The organism is Solwaraspora sp. WMMD792, from assembly GCF_029626105.1.
Taxonomy (GTDB): Bacteria; Actinomycetota; Actinomycetes; order Mycobacteriales; family Micromonosporaceae; genus Micromonospora_E.
In genome coordinates this window covers 803,370-823,284 of the sequence record NZ_JARUBH010000009.1, presented here as the reverse complement: position 1 = coordinate 823,284, position 19,915 = coordinate 803,370, and the positions used below count along the sequence as shown (strand labels likewise).

At 70.8% G+C, this 19,915-nt stretch carries 14 protein-coding genes and 1 pseudogene; 5 read left to right on the top strand and 10 right to left on the bottom strand.

The window, feature by feature from the left end; genetic code table 11:
* The first annotated feature begins 70 nt into the window (after positions 1 to 70).
* The gene (locus O7629_RS05245; protein WP_278167810.1) at positions 71 to 2,515 is read left to right on the top strand and encodes a low temperature requirement protein A; all 2,445 of its coding nucleotides are present in this window, start codon (positions 71 to 73) and stop codon (positions 2,513 to 2,515) included.
* Between the two features lie 47 nt (positions 2,516 to 2,562).
* On the opposite strand, the gene O7629_RS05240 is transcribed toward O7629_RS05245, so the two are convergent.
* Positions 2,563 to 3,099 (bottom strand): DinB family protein, encoded by a 537-nt coding sequence (locus tag O7629_RS05240; protein WP_278167808.1) that lies wholly within the window; start codon positions 3,097 to 3,099, stop codon positions 2,563 to 2,565.
* Between the two features lie 87 nt (positions 3,100 to 3,186).
* Between O7629_RS05240 and O7629_RS05235 the strand changes: the two genes are divergently transcribed.
* Positions 3,187 to 3,696 (top strand): MerR family transcriptional regulator, encoded by a 510-nt coding sequence (locus O7629_RS05235; RefSeq protein WP_278167807.1) that lies wholly within the window; start codon positions 3,187 to 3,189, stop codon positions 3,694 to 3,696.
* A gap of 153 nt (positions 3,697 to 3,849) precedes the next feature.
* Here the strand turns inward: O7629_RS05235 and O7629_RS05230 are convergent, their stop codons facing one another.
* The 5 genes from O7629_RS05230 to O7629_RS05210 form a co-directional block, all read right to left on the bottom strand.
* Positions 3,850 to 5,994 (bottom strand): cellulase family glycosylhydrolase, encoded by a 2,145-nt coding sequence (locus O7629_RS05230; RefSeq protein WP_278167806.1) that lies wholly within the window; start codon positions 5,992 to 5,994, stop codon positions 3,850 to 3,852.
* Positions 5,995 to 6,279: 285 nt separating this feature from the next.
* Complete coding sequence (gene ispG / locus O7629_RS05225) at positions 6,280 to 7,452, bottom strand: flavodoxin-dependent (E)-4-hydroxy-3-methylbut-2-enyl-diphosphate synthase (protein WP_278167805.1); 1,173 nt, start codon at positions 7,450 to 7,452, stop codon at positions 6,280 to 6,282.
* Between the two features lie 6 nt (positions 7,453 to 7,458).
* Positions 7,459 to 8,706, bottom strand: coding sequence for a site-2 protease family protein (locus O7629_RS05220; protein WP_278167803.1), 1,248 nt, complete (start codon positions 8,704 to 8,706; stop codon positions 7,459 to 7,461).
* On the bottom strand, positions 8,706 to 9,899 hold the full coding sequence (gene dxr, locus O7629_RS05215; protein WP_278174414.1) for a 1-deoxy-D-xylulose-5-phosphate reductoisomerase: 1,194 nt from the start codon (positions 9,897 to 9,899) through the stop codon (positions 8,706 to 8,708). Before dxr ends, O7629_RS05220 begins: the two co-directional genes overlap by 1 nt.
* A 93-nt stretch (positions 9,900 to 9,992) precedes the next feature.
* Positions 9,993 to 10,616: a Uma2 family endonuclease gene (locus O7629_RS05210; RefSeq protein WP_278167801.1), complete on the bottom strand. Its 624-nt coding sequence runs from the start codon at positions 10,614 to 10,616 to the stop codon at positions 9,993 to 9,995.
* Between the two features lie 163 nt (positions 10,617 to 10,779).
* On the opposite strand from O7629_RS05210, the pseudogene O7629_RS05205 reads away from it, so the two are divergent.
* A pseudogene (locus tag O7629_RS05205) lies at positions 10,780 to 11,607 on the top strand (YhjD/YihY/BrkB family envelope integrity protein); the annotation flags it as partial.
* On the opposite strand, the gene O7629_RS05200 reads toward O7629_RS05205, so the two are convergent.
* Positions 11,594 to 13,789, bottom strand: coding sequence for an MMPL family transporter (locus O7629_RS05200; RefSeq protein WP_278167798.1), 2,196 nt, complete (start codon positions 13,787 to 13,789; stop codon positions 11,594 to 11,596). The pseudogene O7629_RS05205 and the gene O7629_RS05200 sit on opposite strands and share 14 nt — an antisense overlap.
* Positions 13,790 to 13,843: 54 nt before the next feature.
* Here O7629_RS05200 and O7629_RS05195 point away from each other — a divergent pair, with 54 nt between their 5' ends.
* Positions 13,844 to 15,454 carry an NAD(P)/FAD-dependent oxidoreductase gene (locus tag O7629_RS05195; RefSeq protein ID WP_278167797.1) on the top strand — a complete coding sequence of 537 codons (1,611 nt, stop codon included), beginning with the start codon at positions 13,844 to 13,846 and terminating at the stop codon, positions 15,452 to 15,454.
* Between the two features lie 37 nt (positions 15,455 to 15,491).
* Here the strand turns inward: O7629_RS05195 and O7629_RS05190 are convergent, their stop codons facing one another.
* Positions 15,492 to 17,084: a Rieske 2Fe-2S domain-containing protein gene (locus O7629_RS05190; RefSeq protein ID WP_278167795.1), complete on the bottom strand. Its 1,593-nt coding sequence runs from the start codon at positions 17,082 to 17,084 to the stop codon at positions 15,492 to 15,494.
* A 231-nt stretch (positions 17,085 to 17,315) separates the two neighbouring features.
* Between O7629_RS05190 and O7629_RS05185 the strand changes: the two genes are divergently transcribed.
* Complete coding sequence (locus O7629_RS05185; RefSeq protein WP_278167793.1) at positions 17,316 to 17,537, top strand: DUF2631 domain-containing protein; 222 nt, start codon at positions 17,316 to 17,318, stop codon at positions 17,535 to 17,537.
* Between the two features lie 56 nt (positions 17,538 to 17,593).
* Here the strand turns inward: O7629_RS05185 and O7629_RS05180 are convergent, their stop codons facing one another.
* Both O7629_RS05180 and rlmN read right to left on the bottom strand, forming a co-directional pair.
* Positions 17,594 to 18,739, bottom strand: coding sequence for a DivIVA domain-containing protein (locus tag O7629_RS05180; RefSeq protein ID WP_278167791.1), 1,146 nt, complete (start codon positions 18,737 to 18,739; stop codon positions 17,594 to 17,596).
* Between the two features lie 37 nt (positions 18,740 to 18,776).
* The gene (gene rlmN, locus O7629_RS05175) at positions 18,777 to 19,904 is read right to left on the bottom strand and encodes a 23S rRNA (adenine(2503)-C(2))-methyltransferase RlmN (protein ID WP_278167789.1); all 1,128 of its coding nucleotides are present in this window, start codon (positions 19,902 to 19,904) and stop codon (positions 18,777 to 18,779) included.
* Positions 19,905 to 19,915 lie beyond the last annotated feature (11 nt).

The following is a 19,915-nucleotide window of genomic DNA, read 5'->3' as shown; positions in this document are numbered from 1 at the left end:
GGGACCCGCCCGGCGGTCGAGGTTCCGGCGATCCGCTCCGGTGCGAGGCGATGGTTGCCAGAGTTGGGGTGTGCACGACGACAGCCCGCACCCGCATCCGACCGCCGGCGGCCTCCGCCTGGTGCGCCGGAATCCGCTGGTCACCGGCGATGTCAGCTGGATGGAGCTGTTCGTCGACCTGTTCTTCGTGTTCGCGTTCCTGAAGATCACCACCTTGATGGCGGCCGATCTGACTGCGGTCGGCATGCTCCGCGGGGTCTTGGTGATCCTGCTGCTGTGGCACTGCTGGACCCCGTGCGTCTGGCTCGGCAACGTCGTCCACCTGGACCGGGGCGGTATGCCGCTGATGATGGCCGGCATCGCCACCGTCCTGCTGGTGATCGGCGTGTCCGTGCCCGAGACGTTCGTCGACACGCCGGGCAGGCTGCCGGGACCGGTCATCGTGGTGGTCGGCTACCTGGCGATCCGGGTCAGCGTGCTCGCGGTCCTCACCCGGTCCCGGTGGTCGGAAGGGCCGGCCGGCCGCCGGCCGGCCGCGATCGCCTGGTTGACGCTCGCCGCGTCCGCGTCGGCGCTGCTGACCGCCGCGCTGCTGCCGCCGCACCTGCCGGCCCGGTTCGACGCCGACCTGGTACGGCTGGTGCTGTTCGCCCTGGCCCTGGCCATCGACTTCGTGGTGCTGACCGCGGTCGGCCGGGGCAGCTGGCAGATCGTCTCGCCGTGGCACCTGTCCGAACGGCACGCGCTGATCGTCCTGATCGCGTTGGGCGAAACGATCATTTCGATCGGCACCGGCGGTGGGGTCGGTGCCGACATCCCGGTCACCTGGCAGTTGCTCGCCGCCGCCACGCTCGGCCTGGTCGTCGTTTCCGCCCTGTGGTGGACCTACTTCGACCTCGCCAAGATCCTCGCCGAACACGCCCTTTCCCGGCGCTCCGGCGTCGACCAGACCCGGATGGCCCGAGACGTGTACAGCGGGCTGCACCTGCCGATGATCGGTGGGCTGATCTTCTTCGCCCTCGGTCTCAAGCATGCGATCATCACCATGCCTGGCGGCTCCGAACATCCCTGGACCACCGCCGAGGTGGTCATCATGTACGGCGGGGTGCTGCTCTACCTGCTGGCGCTGGTCGCCTTCGAATGGCTGTCCGGACGTCTGCTCGGCCGCAGCCCGATCCTCGGCATCGCCCTACTGCTGGGTCTGCTCCCGGTGGCCACTCAGGTCCCGGCGCTGGGCGCGTTGGCGCTGCTGGCCGTCGGCGTCGTGGCGATGCTGATCGCCGACCGGACCCTGTTCCACCGCCGGCACACCCAACTGCACCGGCTGACCGAATCCGAGACGTCCCGGCTGCACGGGGTCACCCCCCGGGAACTCTTCCTCGACCTGGTCTTCGTCTTCGCGTTCATCCAGGTCACTACCCTGATGACCCGCCACGCCTCGATCTGGGGCATCGTCCGCGGGCTGACCTTGCTAGCGCTGCTGTGGTGGGCCTGGACCTCCTTCTCCTGGCTCACCAACGCGGTCCGCACCGAGACGGTCCTGGTCCGGTTCACCACGATCGGCATCGCCGCCTCGATCCTGGTGATCGGCATCGCCACCCCGCAGGCGTTCGAGCCGGCCCCGGGCAGTCTGCCCGGCTCGCTGATCATCGTCGCCGCCTACCTCACCACCCAGCTCATCCAGACGGTACTGATCCTGCAGGCGTCGCGTACCGAACCGGTGCTCCGAGCGCTCGCCCGGCAGAACGCCGTCCCGTCCACCACCGCACTGCTGCTGCTCGCCGGGTTCGCGGTGGTGGAGTTGGCGACGCCCGACCGACTCGCCGGGATCCCGGCTGTCACGCTGCTCTGGGTCGCCGCGCTCACCATCCAACTCGTCGGCAGCTACCCCACCGGGGTCAAATCCTGGCGGCCCCGCTCCACCCGGCACTGGGTGGACCGGTACGCCCTGATCATGCTCATCGCGTTCGGCGAGGCGATCATCTCGGTTGGTCTGGCCGTCGCGGACCAGCCGGTCTCCACCACAGTCATGGTCATCGTCGTCACGGCGGCGGTCGCCGTCGGGGCTCTCTGGTGGCCATACTTCACCACGATCGACTCGGCCCGGCTCGCTCTGGAGGCGCGGACCGGCGTCGACCGGGCCAAACTCGCCCGCGACGGGTTCACCTACCTGCATCTGCCGATGGTCGCCTGCATCATCCTGATCGCGTACGGCCTGCACCAGGCCGTCGTGCCGCACGATGAGACCGGCATCCGGTTCGGCCACTACGCCTTCTACTGGGGTGTGGGGTTCTATCTGCTCGCCAACCAGGTGTACTGGTGGCGGACCTGGCGTGCGCTCAGCTGGTACCGGATCGTCAGCGCCGTCGTGGTCATCGTGCTGGCGTTTCCGACCGCCGCGCTGCCTGCCGTCTGGACGCTGCCGGCGCTGACCGTGTTCGGGCTGATCTCCGCGGCGGCCGAGTTCCTGCGGGTCGGCGACCTGCGGACCCGGCCGCCTCAGCCGACCCGCTGACGTTCGACGGGGCGGCCGGCGGGCTGCCAGCGGTGGATCGGCGCGTTCTACTGGCCGACCGCCCCGTCGATGCATTCCCGCAACAGGTCGGCGTGGCCGTTGTGCCGGGCGTACTCCTCGATCATGTGGGTCAGCACCCAGCGCAGCGAGATCGGGCCGCGCCGGTCGGAGCCGGTGACGTCCAGTCCGGCGGCGTCGGCGACGAAGCGCTCGGCGTACTCGACCTCCTCCCGCCATGCCGCCCACGCCCGGGTGACGGCCGCCGGGTCGGCGACGGAACCGTCGAAGTCGTCATTGGGTGCGGTCTGGGAGTAGAAGCGGGGCGGGGCGTCCTCGCCGGCCATCACCTGTCGGAACCAGTAACGTTCCACGTCGGCGAGGTGCCGCACCAGCCCGAGCAGCGACAGCCCCGACGGCTGCACCGACCGGCGGGCCAACTGCTGCGGGTCGAGTCCGCCGCACTTGAGCTCCAGGGTCCGGCGGTGCCAGTCGAGAAACCCGGCGAGGGTGGCCCGCTCGTCGCCGAGCCGGGGCGGAATGGCACGCGGATCGGCGTCCGGGTCGGTAAACATGTCGATCGTCATGTCGGCCATCATCGACGGGCCGCTCCGGCACGGCCAGCAAATTTCGGCTTGACCTTGGAGTGCACTCCGAGGTCTACCGTCGTCATCATGACCACGGGCACCAGAGTCGAGATTCTCGACCGCACCAGCTGCGCCGCCGGGGCGGGCGACGCGTCCGGGACCGGTGGATCCGGGGCCGCTGCCGAGCGGAACGGCCTGCGGGTCGCCGCGCTCGCCGCCGCTGTCGGCGTGTCGCCGGACACCGTCCGCTACTACGAACGGGCCGGGCTGCTGCACCCGCCGGAGCGGACCCCCACCGGTTACCGGGTGTACGGCACCGCTGCGGTCGACCGGCTCCGGTTCATCCGGGGCTGTCAGCGGCTCGGGCTCCGGCTGCGGGAGATCGCCGATCTGCTCGCCGTCCGGGACACCGGTGTCTGCCCGTGTGAGCCGGCGGAGCAGCTACTGCGCCGCCGAATCGCCGAGGTCGACGTGGAGCTGGCCCGGCTGACCGCGCTACGGGCGGAGATGGCGGAGATGGCCGAGAAGCTGCCGACGGCGGCCTGCCCGCCGCCGGAACCGGGGCGATGGTGCCCACCGGATGGGGACGGGAGGTGATCACGATGCTGGAGCTGACCACGCGCTGCGACTGCGAGCCGGACTGCTGCGGGCCGGACTGCTGCTGACCAGTCGGCCCTCAGGGCCGGGTGGGTACCGGGCCGGTGGGTGCCGCCGGGTGTGTCGGCGGCACCCACCGGTGCTGGGAAGATGTTACGAGGTGGTGCCGGTCACCGACGAACCGTTACGTACGACGGTGTAGGTGATCGTCGTGCCGCTCCAGAAATGGAAGGTGAGCGTCACCGGGGCACCGTCGTTGACCTCGGCGAAGAACTCCGACGTCAGGGTGATGGTGTTCGCGGCGTAGTTCGGCCGGAAGGTGACGTCGAACTCCTTGTACGACGTCCAGTTGTGCGGGCCGGCGTTGGAACCGTCGGCGTACCGGGCTTCCATGGTGGCCAGCTGGTCACCGCGGAAGGTCGTCGGAATGTTGAACGACGAGGTGGTGCCGCTCGCGTTGGCCAGTACCGGCGGATCCGACGAGATGATGTTGATCCGCCACGGTACGCCGGACGAAAAGCGGGCGTGCAGGGTGGCGTTCACCCCGTACGCCCGGTTGCCGACCAGGCGGGTGACGGTGGACGCGGGCAGCGTCAACTGATTGCCGCTGACCGTGTAGTCGGTCCCCCGGACCAGGTCGGTGTTGCCCTGCCGCAGCCCCTGGAAGGTCAGCCCGTTGAGGTTCAACGCGAGGGTCTTCGCGGTGACGCCGCCGGTCCGCGGCACGAAGATCATGTCGCTGGCGGCAGTGCCGGAGCGGGTGGTCCAGGCCGACTTGATCTGGGCGATCAGCTCCGGGTCGCTCCACTGGAAGCTGGTCCGGCCGAGGTGCTGGCCGTTGTCCCACAGCTGGGTGGCGATGCCGCGGGTCCGGGTGTGGTAGCCGAAGAACTCGAAGAACTTCAGTTTCTCGCCCTGCTGGATGGTGCCGGTGTGCCGGTCGAAGCCGAGCAGACCGAACTCGCCGATGACGACCGGGATGCCCCGGGAGACGAAGGTGTTCTGCACCCGGTTGAGCGAGTCGATCACGTCCTGCTGGGCGGTGGCGTCGAAACGGTAGCCGCCGGCGACGTTGACGCTGAACGGCCAGTAGCCGTAGTAGTGCACCGTGGCGATCAGGTTGGGGTCGTCGAGTGCGGTGAAGGTGCTGGCGAGCTCGTCGAGCCGGGCCTGGTCGGACGAGGTGTGCAGGGTCGGCAGGATGAGCAGCCGGGTGGCGTTGTTGCCGCCGGAGTTGCGGACGATCTGGTGGAACCTGCGGTTCAGCTCGTCGAGCAGCTGGGCGTTCTGGGCATCGCCGGAGCTGTTGCTGAACTGCGGCTCGTTGACGCTCTCGAAGTGCAGCTTCGGCGACGAGTCGCGGAAGGTGTTCGCCAGCTGGGTCCACAGCGCCGAGTAGCGGGCCAGGACGCCGGTGCGGTTGCTCGGCATCGTGTTGATCCACTGCCACGAGTCGTGGTGCAGGTTGATCATCACGTACAGGTCCTCGGCGAGGGCCCAGTCGACGATCTGCTTCACCCGGGCGAGCCGGGTGGGATCGATCGTGTAGTTGGGCGCGCCGCCGTGGTGGTGCGTCCAGGTCGTCGGGATCCGGATGCTGTTGAAGCCCTGCGACTTGATGGTGCGGATCAGGTCCTGGGTGACCAGCGGGTTGCCCCAGGAGGTCTCGCCGCTGCCGCCGACGTTGTCGCCGGTCGCGTCGAGGGTGTTGCCCAGGTTCCAGCCCGGCTGCATCGCGTCGACGACGTCCTGCGGGTCACCCGGCGGACGCGGGGTGGTGGTCGGCGTCGGGGACGGCGGCGCGGTGGTCGGCGGTACCGTCGGCGACGGTGGGTCGGTCGGTGGGGGCGTGGTCGGGCCCACGCTGCCGGTGCAGGTGACGCCGTTGAGCGCGAACGAGCTCGGCGCGGTGTTGCTACCCGACCATGAGCCGTTGAAGCCGAACGAGACGGTCGCGTTGGTGCCGAGGTTGGCGTTGTAGCTGACGTTGGTCGCGGTTACCTGGCTGCCCGAGCTAGTGACGGTGGCGTTCCAGGCCTGGGTGACCTGCTGTCCGGACGGGAAGGCCCAGGTCAGCTGCCAGCCGTTGAGCGGGTCGCCCAGGTTGGTGACGTTCACGCTGGCGGTGAAGCCGCCGGGCCACTGGGCGGGTGCCGAGTAGACCACCCGGCAGCCGGCGGCCGCGTGCGCGCTGGCCGCGACGGCGACGCTACCGCCGACCAGTGCGGCGGTCACACCGCCGGCGATCAGGCCGGCACGCCACCGTCTGCCGCGAGCCGTCGTTGTCTGTTGAGTCATGTCGCTCCTCGCCGTGGGGTGCCTGCGGGTCAGGCACGGAGGGACGGGCACCGGCGGTCGCAACGAGCAGCCAGCACCAGCGAAGTGGCCGCAGACTAAGTCGGGAGTCTAAACTTTGTCAATCGGCGTACGCCGATGTTGACGGCCGCCGGAGGTGCACCCCGACCAATCCGCCGCTGCCGGCAAACGCCCCCTGACCGGCACAAAGACGATCCCGTTGGCGGACCGACGTCCGCCAACGGGATCAGAAACGACAGCCGGCCCCGGGCCGGTATGCGGTACGCCTCAGTGCACCGTGACCGTCGGCCCGGGAAGAAGCTCACGCATCTCCGCCGGCAACTCGGCACCCATCTCGTCGGCGATCCGCAGCGCCTCCTCCACCAGGGTCTCCACGATCTGCGACTCCGGCACCGTCTTGATCACTTCGCCCTTGACGAAGATCTGGCCCTTACCGTTGCCGGACGCCACCCCGAGGTCGGCTTCCCGAGCCTCACCCGGCCCGTTCACCACGCAACCCATCACCGCCACCCGCAGCGGCGCCGGGAACCCGTCCAGCGCGGCGGTCACCTGGTCGGCCAGGGTGTACACGTCCACCTGCGCCCGGCCACAGGACGGGCAGGAGACAATCTCCAGACCACGCTCACGCAACCCGAGCGACTCCAGGATCGCCGTACCGACCTTGATCTCCTCCACCGGCGGCGCGGACAGTGACACCCGGATCGTGTCGCCGATCCCCTCGGCCAGCAGGGCGCCGAACGCCACCGCCGACTTCACCGTGCCCTGGAACGCCGGGCCGGCCTCAGTCACCCCGAGGTGCAGCGGGTAGTCGCACTGCTCGGCCAGCAGCCGGTACGCCCGGATCATCACCACCGGGTCGTTGTGCTTGACCGAGATCTTGATGTCCCGGAAGTCGTGCTCCTCGAACAGCGAGCACTCCCACAGCGCCGACTCGACCAGCGCCTCGGCGGTCGCCTTGCCGTGCTTGGCCAGCAACCGCTTGTCCAGTGAACCGGCGTTGACGCCGATCCGGATCGGGGTCCCGGCCGCCGACGCCGCCTTGGCGATCTCGGCCACCTTGTCGTCGAACTGCCGAATGTTGCCCGGGTTGACCCGTACCGCCGCGCAGCCGGCGTCGATCGCCGCGAAGACGTACTTCGGCTGGAAGTGGATGTCGGCGATCACCGGGATCTGCGACTTGCGGGCGATCGTCGGCAACGCGTCCGCGTCGTCCTGCGACGGCACGGCGACCCGCACGATCTGGCAACCGGACGCGGTCAGCTCGGCGATCTGCTGCAGGGTGGCGTTGATGTCCGAGGTCACCGTGGTGGTCATCGACTGTACGGACACCGGCGCACCGCCACCCACCGGCACCGGACCGACCATGATCTGCCGGCTGGCCCGGCGCGGCGCCAACGGCGGCGGCGGCACCACGGGCATGCCCAGACTGACTGCGGTCACTTCAACTCACCTCGAGAACAGCGTGATCGGGTTGACCACGTCCGCGGTGATGGTCAGCAGCGTGAACGCGCCACCAATCAGCAGAACCGCGTACGTGAGTGGCATCAGTTTGAAATAGTCGACCCGGCCCGGATCGGGCCGGCCGAGCACCGCGTACAGCCAGGACCTGGCCTTCTCGAACCAGGCGATCGCGATGTGCCCGCCGTCCAGCGGCAGCAGCGGCAGCAGATTGAACACCCCGACGAAGAAATTCAGCGAGATGAACAGCAGCACGAACAGCTCCCAGGCGTCGTTGGCCACCGCCTCCCCGCCGAGCCGGCTGGCACCGACCACGCTGATCGGGGTGTCGATGTCGCGCTCCGCGCCAGTGATCGACGCCCACAGCGCCGGGATCTTCTCCGGGATCCGCATCATCGCCTCGACGGTGCCGACCGCCATCTGGCGCAGGTAGTCGCCGGTCGCGCCGAATGCCTCGATCGGCCCGTACGTCACCATGCCCGGCTTCTCGATCCGCAGCCCGACGCCGAGCGCGGCGACCGTGCTCAGCGGGCCTTCGTCGGTGCCCAGCTCGGGGCGCTGCACCGCGGCGAGCTCCGCCTCGACCGTGCCGGTCGTCCCGTCCCGCTCGTACCGGACGGTCGCCGGCCCCGGATCGGCACCCCGGATCGCCTCCAGCATGTCACCCCAGGTGTCGACCGGGGTGCCGCTCACCGCGAGGATCCGGTCGCCGTCGCGCAGGCCTGCCTGCGCGGCCGGGCTGGCCGGGTCGCCAGCCTCGCAGGCGCGGGCCACGTACTCGACGACCACGCAGTCGGTGACCGCGACCACCGCCGGCTCCTGGCGGGCCTGCTCCTCGGTGGCGGGGAAATCCGGGTTCGGCAGGCCCATGAAGACCGCCGCCAGCCAGAGCGCGACGATCGCCAACCCGAAGTGGGTCACCGACCCGGCGGACATCACCACCGTCCGCTTCCACACCGGGAAGCGCCACATCACCCGGGACTCGTCGGCGGGTGCCACGTCGTCGTCCTGCGGGGTCATGCCGACGATCTTGCAGAAGCCACCCAGCGGGATGGCCTTGAGACCGTACTCGGTCTCGCCGCGGCGGAACGACCAGATGGTCGGGCCGAAACCGACGAAGTACCGGGTCACCTTCATCCCGAACTTCTTCGCCGTCACCATGTGACCGGCCTCGTGCAGGCTGACCGAGATGAGAATCGCGAGGGCGAAGAGAACCACCCCGAGCAGGTACGCCATCAAGCTCCCTCCGCCGACGCACCGATCAGCTCCTGCGCCCGGGCCCGCGCCCAGGATTCCGCAGCGAGCACATCGTCGACCGTACCCGGTTCGCCGAAGTCCGGTGCCGACTGCAGCACCCGGTCCACCGTGTCGACGATGCCGAGGAACGGTAGCCTGCCGGCGACGAACGCCGCCACGCACTCCTCGTTCGCCGCGTTGTAGACCGCCGGCCGGCAGCGGCCGTCCGCGCCGGCCTGCTTGGCCAGCGCCACCGCCGGGAACGCCGTCTCGTCGAGCGGGGCGAACTCCCAACTGTGCGCCCGGGTCCAGTCGACCGGGGCGGCCGCCGCCGGCACCCGGGCCGGCCAGCCCAGGGCCAGCGCGATCGGCAGCCGCATGTCCGGCGGACTGGCCTGGGCGACCGTCGAACCGTCCACGAACTCCACCATCGAGTGGATCACCGACTGCGGGTGGACCACCACCTCGATACGCGGGTACGGGATGCCGAACAGTTCGTGCGCCTCGATGATCTCCAGGCCCTTGTTCACCAGCGTCGCCGAGTTAATCGTGATGACCGGGCCCATGTTCCAGGTGGGGTGGGCCATCGCCTGCTCCGGGGTGACCTCGGTCAGCTCGGCACGCGGCCGCCCCCGGAACGGACCGCCGCTCGCCGTCACCACCAGTTTGCGCACCTCGTCGGCGGTGCCGGAGCGCAGGCACTGGGCGAGCGCCGAGTGCTCGGAGTCCACCGGCACGATCTGGTCCGGGCGCTGAATCGCGGCCCGCACGATCGAACCGCCGGCGATCAGCGACTCCTTGTTGGCCAGCGCCAGGGTCCGGCCGGCCCGCAACGCCGCCAACGTCGGGGCCAGCCCTCGGGAGCCGTCCACCCCGTTGAGCACCACGTCGCACGGCCACTCGGCGAGTTCGGCCATCGCCGACGGGCCGGCCAGGATCTTCGGGATCCGGAACCCACCGGTCGGGTAGCCGCGCCGGGACGCCTCGGCGTAGAAGGCGAGCTGCAGGTCCTGCGCCGCCGAGGCCCGGGCCACCGCCACCACCTCGACCTGCAACTGCAGTGCCTGTACGGCGAGCAACTCGACGTTGCCGCCGCCGGCGCCGAGCCCGACGATGCGGAACCGGTCAGGGTTGCGGGTGACGATGTCGACCGCCTGGGTGCCGATCGAGCCGGTGGAGCCGAGCAGGACGATATCCCGTGGGGAGGAAGTCACCGACCCATTGTCCCGCAGCGCCGCAGCCGCCCGGCCGCCGGGCGCGCCGCCGGGTCACCGGGGCACACCGCGTCACCGTGCGTCGTCGGCCTCGTCGAGCAGATCAGCCGGATCGATGGTGAACTCGAACGGCTCCTTCATCACGAACGTGGTTCCGGCCGCGGCCGCCGCCACCGGCCGGTACTCCCCGTCGCTCAGCTCGTGCAACGCCAGCGCCGGCACCCGGTTCCGGAAGTCCGCCCGGAGAAAGAAGGGCACACCGGCTGCGGCGTACTGCCGGGGCCGGTCGATCACGTCCTTGCGCCGGTTGCCCTTGGAGACGATCTCGCCGAGCAGCACGGCTTCCGAGATCGGCATCGATACGTGTCCTCCACCAGGTGAGCGGAGCACCACGATGTCGGGGATGTACAGGTCGTCGCCCGAGACGACGTTGACCTCGTGGTACAGCCAGAGCTTCGCCCGGCGCGCTGCCTGCTTCAACAGGTACGCCAGATCCAGCTCGATCGTCTGATGGTCGTACCCGGCATGTGGTGTCACGATCACGCTCCCGCTGAGAACCTCGACCTTGGGACCATTGGTCTCCGGCAACAGGTCAAGGGCGAGCTGCGCGGTCCACGGCTCGTCGAAATCGCCGAGTACGTCGAACGACGGCTCACGCGGCGGCTCCGGATCGGGCACGAATGCCGGCTGTGCCAACGTGCTCACCCCTTTCCGCGGGACATGATGCACCGACCAGACTAGCCGCGCCGCCCCGCCACGGCGGCGCACCGGGCCATGTCGGCTAGCCGACTGCGCCGGACCGTACGGGGCCACCGCCGTACGGGAGTGGTGACCGCCCCGGTGGGGAAAGCTAGGGGACATGGTCTCCCGAGGTCGCCGGCTCGTCCGGGCAGCGTCCCGGCTGGTCCGGGCAGCGTTCCGGCCGCTGCGCGGGCGGGACCTGTCGTTGCACGCCGCCTCGATCACCTTCTTCGGCGCGATCGCGGTCGTCCCGGTGGTGCTGCTGGCGATCTGGCTGACCGGGCTGTTCGCCGGTGCGGGCCGGATCCGCCGGCTCACCGACCCAGCGATCGACACCCTGCCCGGACAGATCGGCGCCGACCGGGCCGCCGCCGCCCTGATCGACGCCGGCCTGCACCTCACCCCGGTGCTGGCGCTGGCCGCGCTGCTGCCCGCCTCGCTGTACGGTGAAGGGCTGCGCCGGGCGTTCGTGTCGGTGGCGCCACCGCCGGAGCCGGCCGAGTCGATGGTCGGCTGGCGGGGCCGGGTGCTGCTGCTGCCGCTGCTCGGCGCGGCACCGGCGCTGATGCTGCTGGTGCTGCTGGCCCTACCGTCGGCCGCTGGGCTGTTCGCCCGGGGCGGCTGGGCCGGCGCGCTCGGGGTGGTGGTGTCGTTCCTGGCCGTCTGGCTGGGGCTGAGCCCGGTGCTGGTCTGGGTCTTCCGGGTGGTCGGGCCGGGCAAACCGGACTGGCTGGCCACCGTCGCGGTCGGCTCGTTCACCGCCGCCAACCTGTCCGGATTCCTGCACGGGTTCATCCTGTTCTGTTCCCTGCCGCTGGACCTCGGGGTGCCGTTCGGCGGGCTCGACCAGGTCGGCGCGGCGGTCGCGGTGCTGCTCTGGCTCTACCTGCTGCACGTGATCGTGCTAGCCGGCTACTCCGCCACGCTGGCGTTCAGCCGGTGGCGCCGTCGGCACCGGGGCCGGAGCCGACCGACGCCAACTGCGGCTGCGCCGGGGTCTCGTGCAGGCCGAACCGGCGGTACAGCCGGCCCAACGGACCCGGCGCCCACCAGTTCCACCGACCCAGCAGCCGCATCGTCGCCGGCACCAGCAGTACCCGCACCAGGGTCGCGTCGACGACGATCGCCACGATCATCCCGACCCCGATCAGCTTGATGAACGAGATGCCGCCGGTGGCGAAGCCGGCCACCACCACGATCAGCAGCAACGCGGCGGCAGTGATGATCCGCCCGGTGTGCTGCAGCCCGGCGGCGACCGACGCGGTGTTGTCGCCGGTGCGGTCCCACTCCTCCCGCACCCGCGACAGCAGGAACACCTCGTAGTCGGTGGCCAGGCCGAACAGCACCGCCAGCATCAGGATCGGGTTGGTCGGATCGATGAACCCGGTCGGGGTGAAGCCGAGCCAGTCGGCGAAGTGCCCGTCCTGGAACACCCAGACCACCACGCCGAACGAGGCGCCGATCGACACCAGGTTCATCAGCACCGCCTTGACCGGCAGCACCACCGAGCCGAACGCCAGGAACAGCAGCACCATGGTGGCGGTGGCCATCAGCAGCGCCATCCACGGCAGGTAGCTGCCGAGGCTGTCCAGCATGTCGATGTCGGCGGCGGTGCGGCCGCCGACGAGGACCTCGGCGCCGGCCGGGGGCGGCAGGTCCCGGATGGCCCGCACCAGTGCTTCGGCCTCGTCGCCGGTCGGCTCGCCGACGTAGCTGACCCGGATCAACGCCGAGGCGTCGCGTACCGCCGCGATCTGGGCACCGGTGGCGCCCGGCAGCCCGGCGATGTCCTCGGCGAAGGCTTGCGCCAGGTCGGGGCCGGCGCCGGAGACCAGAACTTCGATCGGGCCGATGCTGGCGCCGTCGGGGAACTCCTCGGCGATCGTCTCGGCCACCACCCGCGACTGCGCACCGGCCGGCAACACCCGCTCGTCGAAGCCGCCGAACTCGGCCCGCAGGAACGGGGTGGCCAGCAGCAGCAGCCCGACCACCACGACGGTGGCGTACCGCACCGGACGCCGCATCACGCTGCGGGCGATCCGGGCCCAGGCGCCGGCCCGGGCGGCCTCCCCCGGCGGTGGCGGCACCGCCCGGCGCCGCCACGGCAACGGTACGGTGAGCGCGTTGATCCGCGGGCCGAGCACCGCCAACAGGGCGGGTAGCGCGGTCACCGAGGCGAGCATGGCGACCAGCACCGCGGCCATCCCGCCGAAGCCGATCCCGGTCAGGAACGGCTGCGGAAAGATCAGCAGGCTGATCAGCGAGGTGCCGATGATCAGACCGGAGACAGCGACGGTACGCCCGGCGGTGGCGACCGTGCGCACCAGCGCTTCCGGGGTCGGGTGGCCGGCGGCCAACTCCTCCCGGAACCGGCTGACCACGAACAGCGCGTAGTCGATCGCCATGCCCAGCCCGATCAGGGTGATCACGTTGATCGCGAACACCGAGACCTCGGTGACCAGGGTCAGCGCCCGGACCGCGACGAACGCACCGAGGATGGCGAGCACGCCGACCAGCAGCGGCATCGACGCCGCGACCAGCCCACCGAAGATCAGCACCAGCAGCACCAGCAGGATCGGCAGGGCGATCAGCTCGGCCCGGGTGATGTCCCGGATGGTCTGCTCGTTGGCCTGGTCGAGGAACGGCACGGCACCGCCGGCCCGGGTGACCAGCCCCGGTGCGTCCAGCAGCGGCCGGATCTGCTCGAAGGCGGCGGTCTTGGCGTCCTCGTCGTCGCCGGCGAGCTGGACCAGGGCGTAGGTGGCCCGCCGGTCGGTGGCGACCAGCGCCGGCGACTCGGTGTCGTAGTAGCTGGTGACACTGGTCACCTCCGGCCGGGTGGCCAGCGACTCCAGGGTCTGGGTGACCGGCTCGCGGAACGCCGGGTCGTCGACGGTGGCCGCGTCGCTGCGGTACAGCACCAGCACGTCGACGTTCTGGTTGCCCAGCTCGGCGTTGATCCGCTCCCGGGCCTGCGTCGACTCGGCCGCCGGGTCGGCGAAACCGCCACCGGAGACCGCCCCGAACAGGCCGGTCCCCCAGGTCACTCCGACGACGACCAGCAACGCGGCTGCGGCCAGCACCACCCATCGCAACCGGACCACGGTCCGTCCCCACCATGCGAACACGTCTCGACTATCGCAGGCCCATCTTGGACGCCGCACGGCGACTAGGGTCGGGACATGGGTACGTCACATTCTCTGCCGGCCCGGGCCGACGTGGTCGTCATCGGGTCCGGGCACAACGGTCTGGTCGCGGCGGTCCTGCTGGCCCGGGCCGGGCTGGACGTGCTGGTGCTGGAGGCGGCCGAGGTGATCGGCGGCGCCACCCGCACCGAGCAGCCGTTCACCCGGGTGCCAGGGCTGCGCCACTCGACCGGGTCGTACCTGCTCGGGCTGATGCCGCCGGAACTGCTGGCCACCCTCGACGTGACCATCCCGGTGCTGCGCCGCGACCCGCACTACTTCCTGCCCACCCCGGGCGGGCCGGGGTCGCCGTACCTGCTGTTCGGCACCGACCGGGCCGCGACCCGGGCGCAGATGGCGGCGACTTTCTCCGCCGCCGACGTGGCCGCCGACGACGCCATGCAGGCCGAACTGGCGGCGCTACGCGACGACCTGGCGCCGGCCTGGCTGGCCGAGCCGCTGCCGGTCGAGCAGACCGCGCAGCGCTACGTCCGCCCGGCGCTGCGGCAGGTCTTCGTCGACCTGGTCCGCGGCTCGGTCGCCGACTACCTGGCCCGCTTCGAGTTCCGCTCCGAGCTGCTGGTCGCCATGTACGCCGTCACCGACGGGCTGAGCGGGCTGACCGCCGGGCCGGACGACCCGGGCACCGGCCACAACTTCCTGGCCCACAACATGTGCCGGCTGCCCGGCTCGGACGGCACCTGGATGATCGCCGCCGGCGGGATGGGCACCGTGTCGCGGACCTTCGCCGACGCCGCCCGGGCCGCCGGGGCGCGGATCGTCACCGACACACCGGTCACCGGGATCACCGTGGACGCCGGCAACGCCAGCGGCGTCGTCGTCGCCGACGGCCGGTCGGTCGCCGCCGAGGTGGTGCTCGGCGCCTGCGACCCGTACCGGCTGCTGGAGCTGGCCCCCGACGGCGCGCTGCCGGCCGAGTTGACCGACCGGATGGCCGCCACCCGCCGGCCGGGCAGCACGTTGAAGGTCAACCTGGCGCTGACCGGGCTGCCCCGGTTCAGCTGCCTGCCGGACGCCGCGCCCAGCCCGTTCGGGGCCACGATCCATCTGCTGCCCGGGTCGGCGTCGCTGCTGCCCGGCGGCGGCGAGTCGCCGATGACCGCACTGCGGGCGATGTGGGCCGATGTGCGGGCCGGCCGGCTGCCGGCCGAGCCGACCATCGAGTGGTACCTGCACACCACCGTCGACCCGTCGCTGCGCGACGCCGCCGGGCATCACTCGTCGGCGTTGTTCGTCCAGTCGGTGCCGTGGCAGCCGGCGGGTTCGTCGTGGTCGACCGAGCTGCCCGGGTACGTCGAACAACTGCTGGCCGTCTGCGACCGGTACGCGCCGGGCACCAGCGCGCTGGTCGCCGACGCGGTGCCGCTCGCCCCACCCGGCATCGAGGCGCACTTCGGCATCACCGGCGGGCACATCCACCACATGGACAACACCGTGTCGTTCACCGACCGGATGCCGTACGCCACCGGGCTGCCCGGCCTGTACGCGGGCAGCGCCGGCTGTCACCCGGCGGGCAGTGTGATCGGCGCCGCCGGGCACAACGCCGCCCGGCGGATCCTCACCGACCTGGGGCGCGGCGGACGTTAGGCGCGCCGGTCCCCAGGCCCCCGGCGCCAGGCAGGCGCTAGGCCTGCGCCGCCGGCTCGCCGGCCGGGGTCTGGGACTCCGCCGGTGCCGGGGTGCCGGCCCGGCGGGCCCGGATCTCGTGCCCGACGCTGGTCAGACACCGCCCGCTGGTCAGGTCGAACCGCCAGCCGTGCAGCTGGCAGGTGAGCTGGTCGCCGTCGATGATGCCGAACCGGGTCAGGTCGGCCTTCAGGTGCGGGCAGCGGCGCTGCACGATCCAGTCACCGATCTTGACGTCCTCGGCGTCCGGGCGTTGCTCGGCGTACCAGCCCTCGGCGTACTGCAGCCGCTCCGTGGACAGGCACTTGAAGAAGGCGTAGACGAACTCGTTGTACTGGCCGATCCGCGCGGCGGAGAACCGGCAGGACAGGAAGAGCGAGTTGACCCAGTCGACCTCGCCGGTGTGCAGCAGGTGCTCCACCAGGGCCCGGTCGGTGCGGAACCGGTAGCGGACCTTCTCGTCGGCGTACGGCCGCACCTGCTTGCCGGGGAAGTCCACCACGATCGACTCGACCGACTCGCCGTCGTAGTCGACCAGGTCGAACCGGACCGGGCCGCCGACCCCTTTGGCCAGGTAGACCGACTCCTCCAGCAACGGCTCGATACGACGTTTCATCTCGCCCAGTACGTCGATCTCCGGGTGCCGCCAGGAGGCCTTCTCGGCCTCGATGACCGGGCGCTTGCGCTCCCGCATCTCGACCAGGTGGGCCTGCTTGTTGGCGAAGAACTCGTCGACCGGCTGCGGGTGCGTGGTGCGGCAGTCGTCGGCGGTGACCTCGGCGACCGAACCGGGCAGCAGCACCACTCCGTTGGTGCCGCCGACCTTGGCGTACTCGGACAGGAAGACCTGCTGGTCGGGGAAGATGTTGCCCTCGTCGCCGTGGATGTCGTTGAACTGCCACAGCGCGTCGTCGAGGAAGCAGGGCGGCCCGGCGATCGGGAAGACGTACGACGCCTTCAGATCGTCGATGTACCGCCAGGTGCGATCGAACTGGCGCTCCCGTTTCTGCTTGCCGAACGCGGTCTTGGCGTTGGTGGGCAGCTCGTAGACCATCGGGTACCAGATGGCGCCGGAGAACTGCAGCAGGTGGGCGTGCACGTGGCCGAGCGCGGCGAAGACCGACAGATCGGTGGGACGGGCGTCGTTCTGGTTGAGCAGGCGGATGCCGTCGTGTTCGACCCACAACGACGAGTCACCGATCGGGCCGTCGGTCGGGCTGGTCAACGCCTGGATCATGACGTTGAGGCCGCCGTCCAGCTCGACCACCTCGTTGGTCTTCGTCCGCAGGAAGCTGGTGAAGCCGAGCTCACGCAGCTCGTTCTCCAGCTCCGAGGTGGGGTACTCGGGCAGCAGCACGGTCGCCTTTTTCGACACGAAGCGCTTGAGGTGGGCCGCGTCGAAGTGGTCCCGGTGCAGGTGGGAGACGTACAGATAGTCGACCTGTCCGAGGGATTCCCAGTCCAGCTGGGAGTTGTCCGGAAAGGGAAACCATGAGGCGAAGTAGGCCGGGTTGACCCAAGGGTCGCACAGGATGCTGCCCGCAGCCGTGTCGATCCGCATACTGGCGTGCCCGGTTCCCGTCAGTCGCACCGTACAGACCCCCTCGGTCACAAGCGATGTGTACGCCGGAAACGCTACCGGAGGCAGCAGTCGCCCCGGCTGGCGACGTCCGGATCCGCTGGCTCCCGGCGCTGCCTGCCCGGATCCCACGGCGGGGTCGCGATGCCGCGCCCGCCGGCACCATGCCAGACTGGGCGGGATCCATGCGAGTGACCGGGCTCCGTTCATCGGAACGGGCCGGTTCGAGAAGGAGGACCAGCCGTGGCCGGAACCGAGCCGGTGACCTCACCCGACCAGCACAAGCCGGGCCATCGCAAGTTGGGGCGGATCGGTGCTGTCGTTTCGGCGTTGGTGTTGCTCGCCATGCTGATCGGCAACCATGAGGGCCGCGTCGAGGACATCTGGCTGATCGGCCTGGCCGTTGGACTGCTGGCCATCGTCGTCGGCGACGCCGTACTACGACGCAACGGCTTGCGTTCCTGACCGGGCCCGGGCCGCACCGCTGGCGCTGATCCGGCCGGGGCGGCCGCAGCCGGCGGTCACCGGCCGCGCTGCAGGATGTCCTGTACCTCCTTCAGCGCGGCGTCGACCTCGGCCTCGAAGTAGCCGCCGGTGACCAGCCCGAACTGCACCGTGTCGAGTTCCGCCGTGTCCACCGGCATCGGTCCCCGGCCGGCCATCGCGGTAAGGAGTTCCTCGAACAGCCGGTCCACCTGTGCCGGGTCGTAACCGCTGCCGAACCGGCGGACCTGGAAGGTCCGCCGGATCTGGTCCACCCGCTGCAGACTGCCACCGCCGGACGGTCCCGCCGGTCCGCCCGGCAGGTGGCCGGGGCTGCCCAGCCCACCCGGGTAGCCGGCGACGCCGGGCTGACCCGGCATCGCCGGGTGGCCGCCCGTCATGCCCTGGTGGCCACCGCCGGGAGGGCCGCCCATGCCGGGGTGGCCGCCAGCCATCCCAGGGTGGCCGCCGGGGGAACCACCCATGCCGGGATGGCCGGGGTGTCCGCCCGCCGGCGGACCGGACGGGCCAGATCGCCGATCCGGGAAGTAGATCTCGGCCGTCATGTCGGCCTTGCCGTGCCGGCCCTGCTCGAAGCCGTCGAACCGACCGTCCGGGCCAGGGCCGAAGCCGCGGTGAGGCCCGCCCGGAGCCGGGACCGGCGGGCCGCCTGCCGGAGCGCCCGGCGGGTAGCTGCCCCGGGGGTCCTCGTAGCGGCCGTAACTTCCGGTCGGCTGGTCGGCATAGTGGCCGTACGGATCGGGGGCCGGCCCGGGCTGACCGGGCATCGGCCCAGGCTGACCGGGCATCGGCCGCGGCGGCAGCGCGGCGGCGGCCGACGGCACCGGACGGTCGTCACGCATCGGACGATCGTCCCGCCCGGCCGGGGTCAGCCGGTCGGGCCGGCCGGCACGGGTGTCCGCGCCACGACCGGCTGGGCCACGCTCCTCCAGCTCGACGAGCTGTCGTTCCACCCGGTCCAGGTGCAGGTCGACCTGCCATTCGTCGTAGCCGTTGAACCGGACTCTGAATACGACATCGTGCACTTCCTGTGCGGAAACCGGTGACCCCACCGGCTCGCCGGCGAGTGTGGCCTCGACACGGTCGAGGAAGGCATCCACTTCGTCGACCTTGTAGCCCCGACGAAGCGCCCGGCGCCGGAAGCGCTGTCCCTGACTCGCCACTACGTCTCCTGATTCACTCGCTGATCACACCGGTAGCTCATGACGCCGTCTCAGCGGCCGCGAGCTGCCCGCATGCTCCGTCGATCTCCCGGCCCCGGGTGTCGCGGACGGTCACCGCGACACCGGCTGTACGCAGCCGACGAACGAATTCCCGCTCGACCGGCTTGGGACTGGCGTCCCAACGACTGCCCGGAGTCGGATTGAGCGGAATGAGATTCACATGGGCCATGCGACCAGCCAGCAATCGACCCAGCAGATCGGCTCGCCATGGCTGGTCGTTCACATCCCGGATCATCGCGTACTCGATGGACACCCGCCGGCCCGTACGGTCCGCGTATTCCCACGCGGCGTCCAGGACTTCGGCGACCTTCCACCGTTGGTTGACTGGCACGAGTTCGTCGCGCAGATCATCATCGGGCGCATGCAACGACAGCGCAAGAGTCACCGATAGGTCTTCCCCGGCGAGACGGCGCATCGCCGGCACCAGTCCGACGGTCGAGACGGTCACATGCCGCTGCGACAGGCCCAGCCCTTCCGGTGGTGGCGCGCAGAGCCGGCGGACGGCAGCGATCACCCGGCCGTAGTTGGCCAACGGTTCGCCCATCCCCATGAAGACGACGTGCGACAGCCGGGGCGGTGACCCGGTGACGCCACCCGCCGCGGCCACTCCCGCGAGGTGGACGACCTGGTCGACGATCTCCGCGGTGGACAGGTTTCGGGTCAGCCCGGCCTGACCGGTGGCACAGAACGGACAGGCCATCCCGCACCCGGCCTGGCTGGACACGCAGACGGTCACCCGGTCCGGGTAACCCATCAACACGCTCTCCACCAGGGCCCCGTCGTGCAACCGCCAGAGCGCCTTGCGGGTGGCACCGCTGTCACACGCGTCCTCGCGCACCGGAGTGAGCAGGGTCGGCAACAGCCGCTCGGCGACCCCGGCCCGGACGGCGGCCGGCAGATCCGTCATCGCCTGCGGGTCCCGGGTCAGCCGGCCGAAGTAGTGCGTCGAGACCTGCTTCGCCCGGTACGCGGGCTGGCCGAGCCCGGCCAGCAACGTCTGCCGCTGGCCGAGATCGAGATCGGCCAGGTGCTGGGGCGGCAGGGCGGGGCGACCGTCGGACGCGGCGGTCACCGGACGACTCGGGGTCAGCGGCAGGCTTCTCATGGCAGGACCAG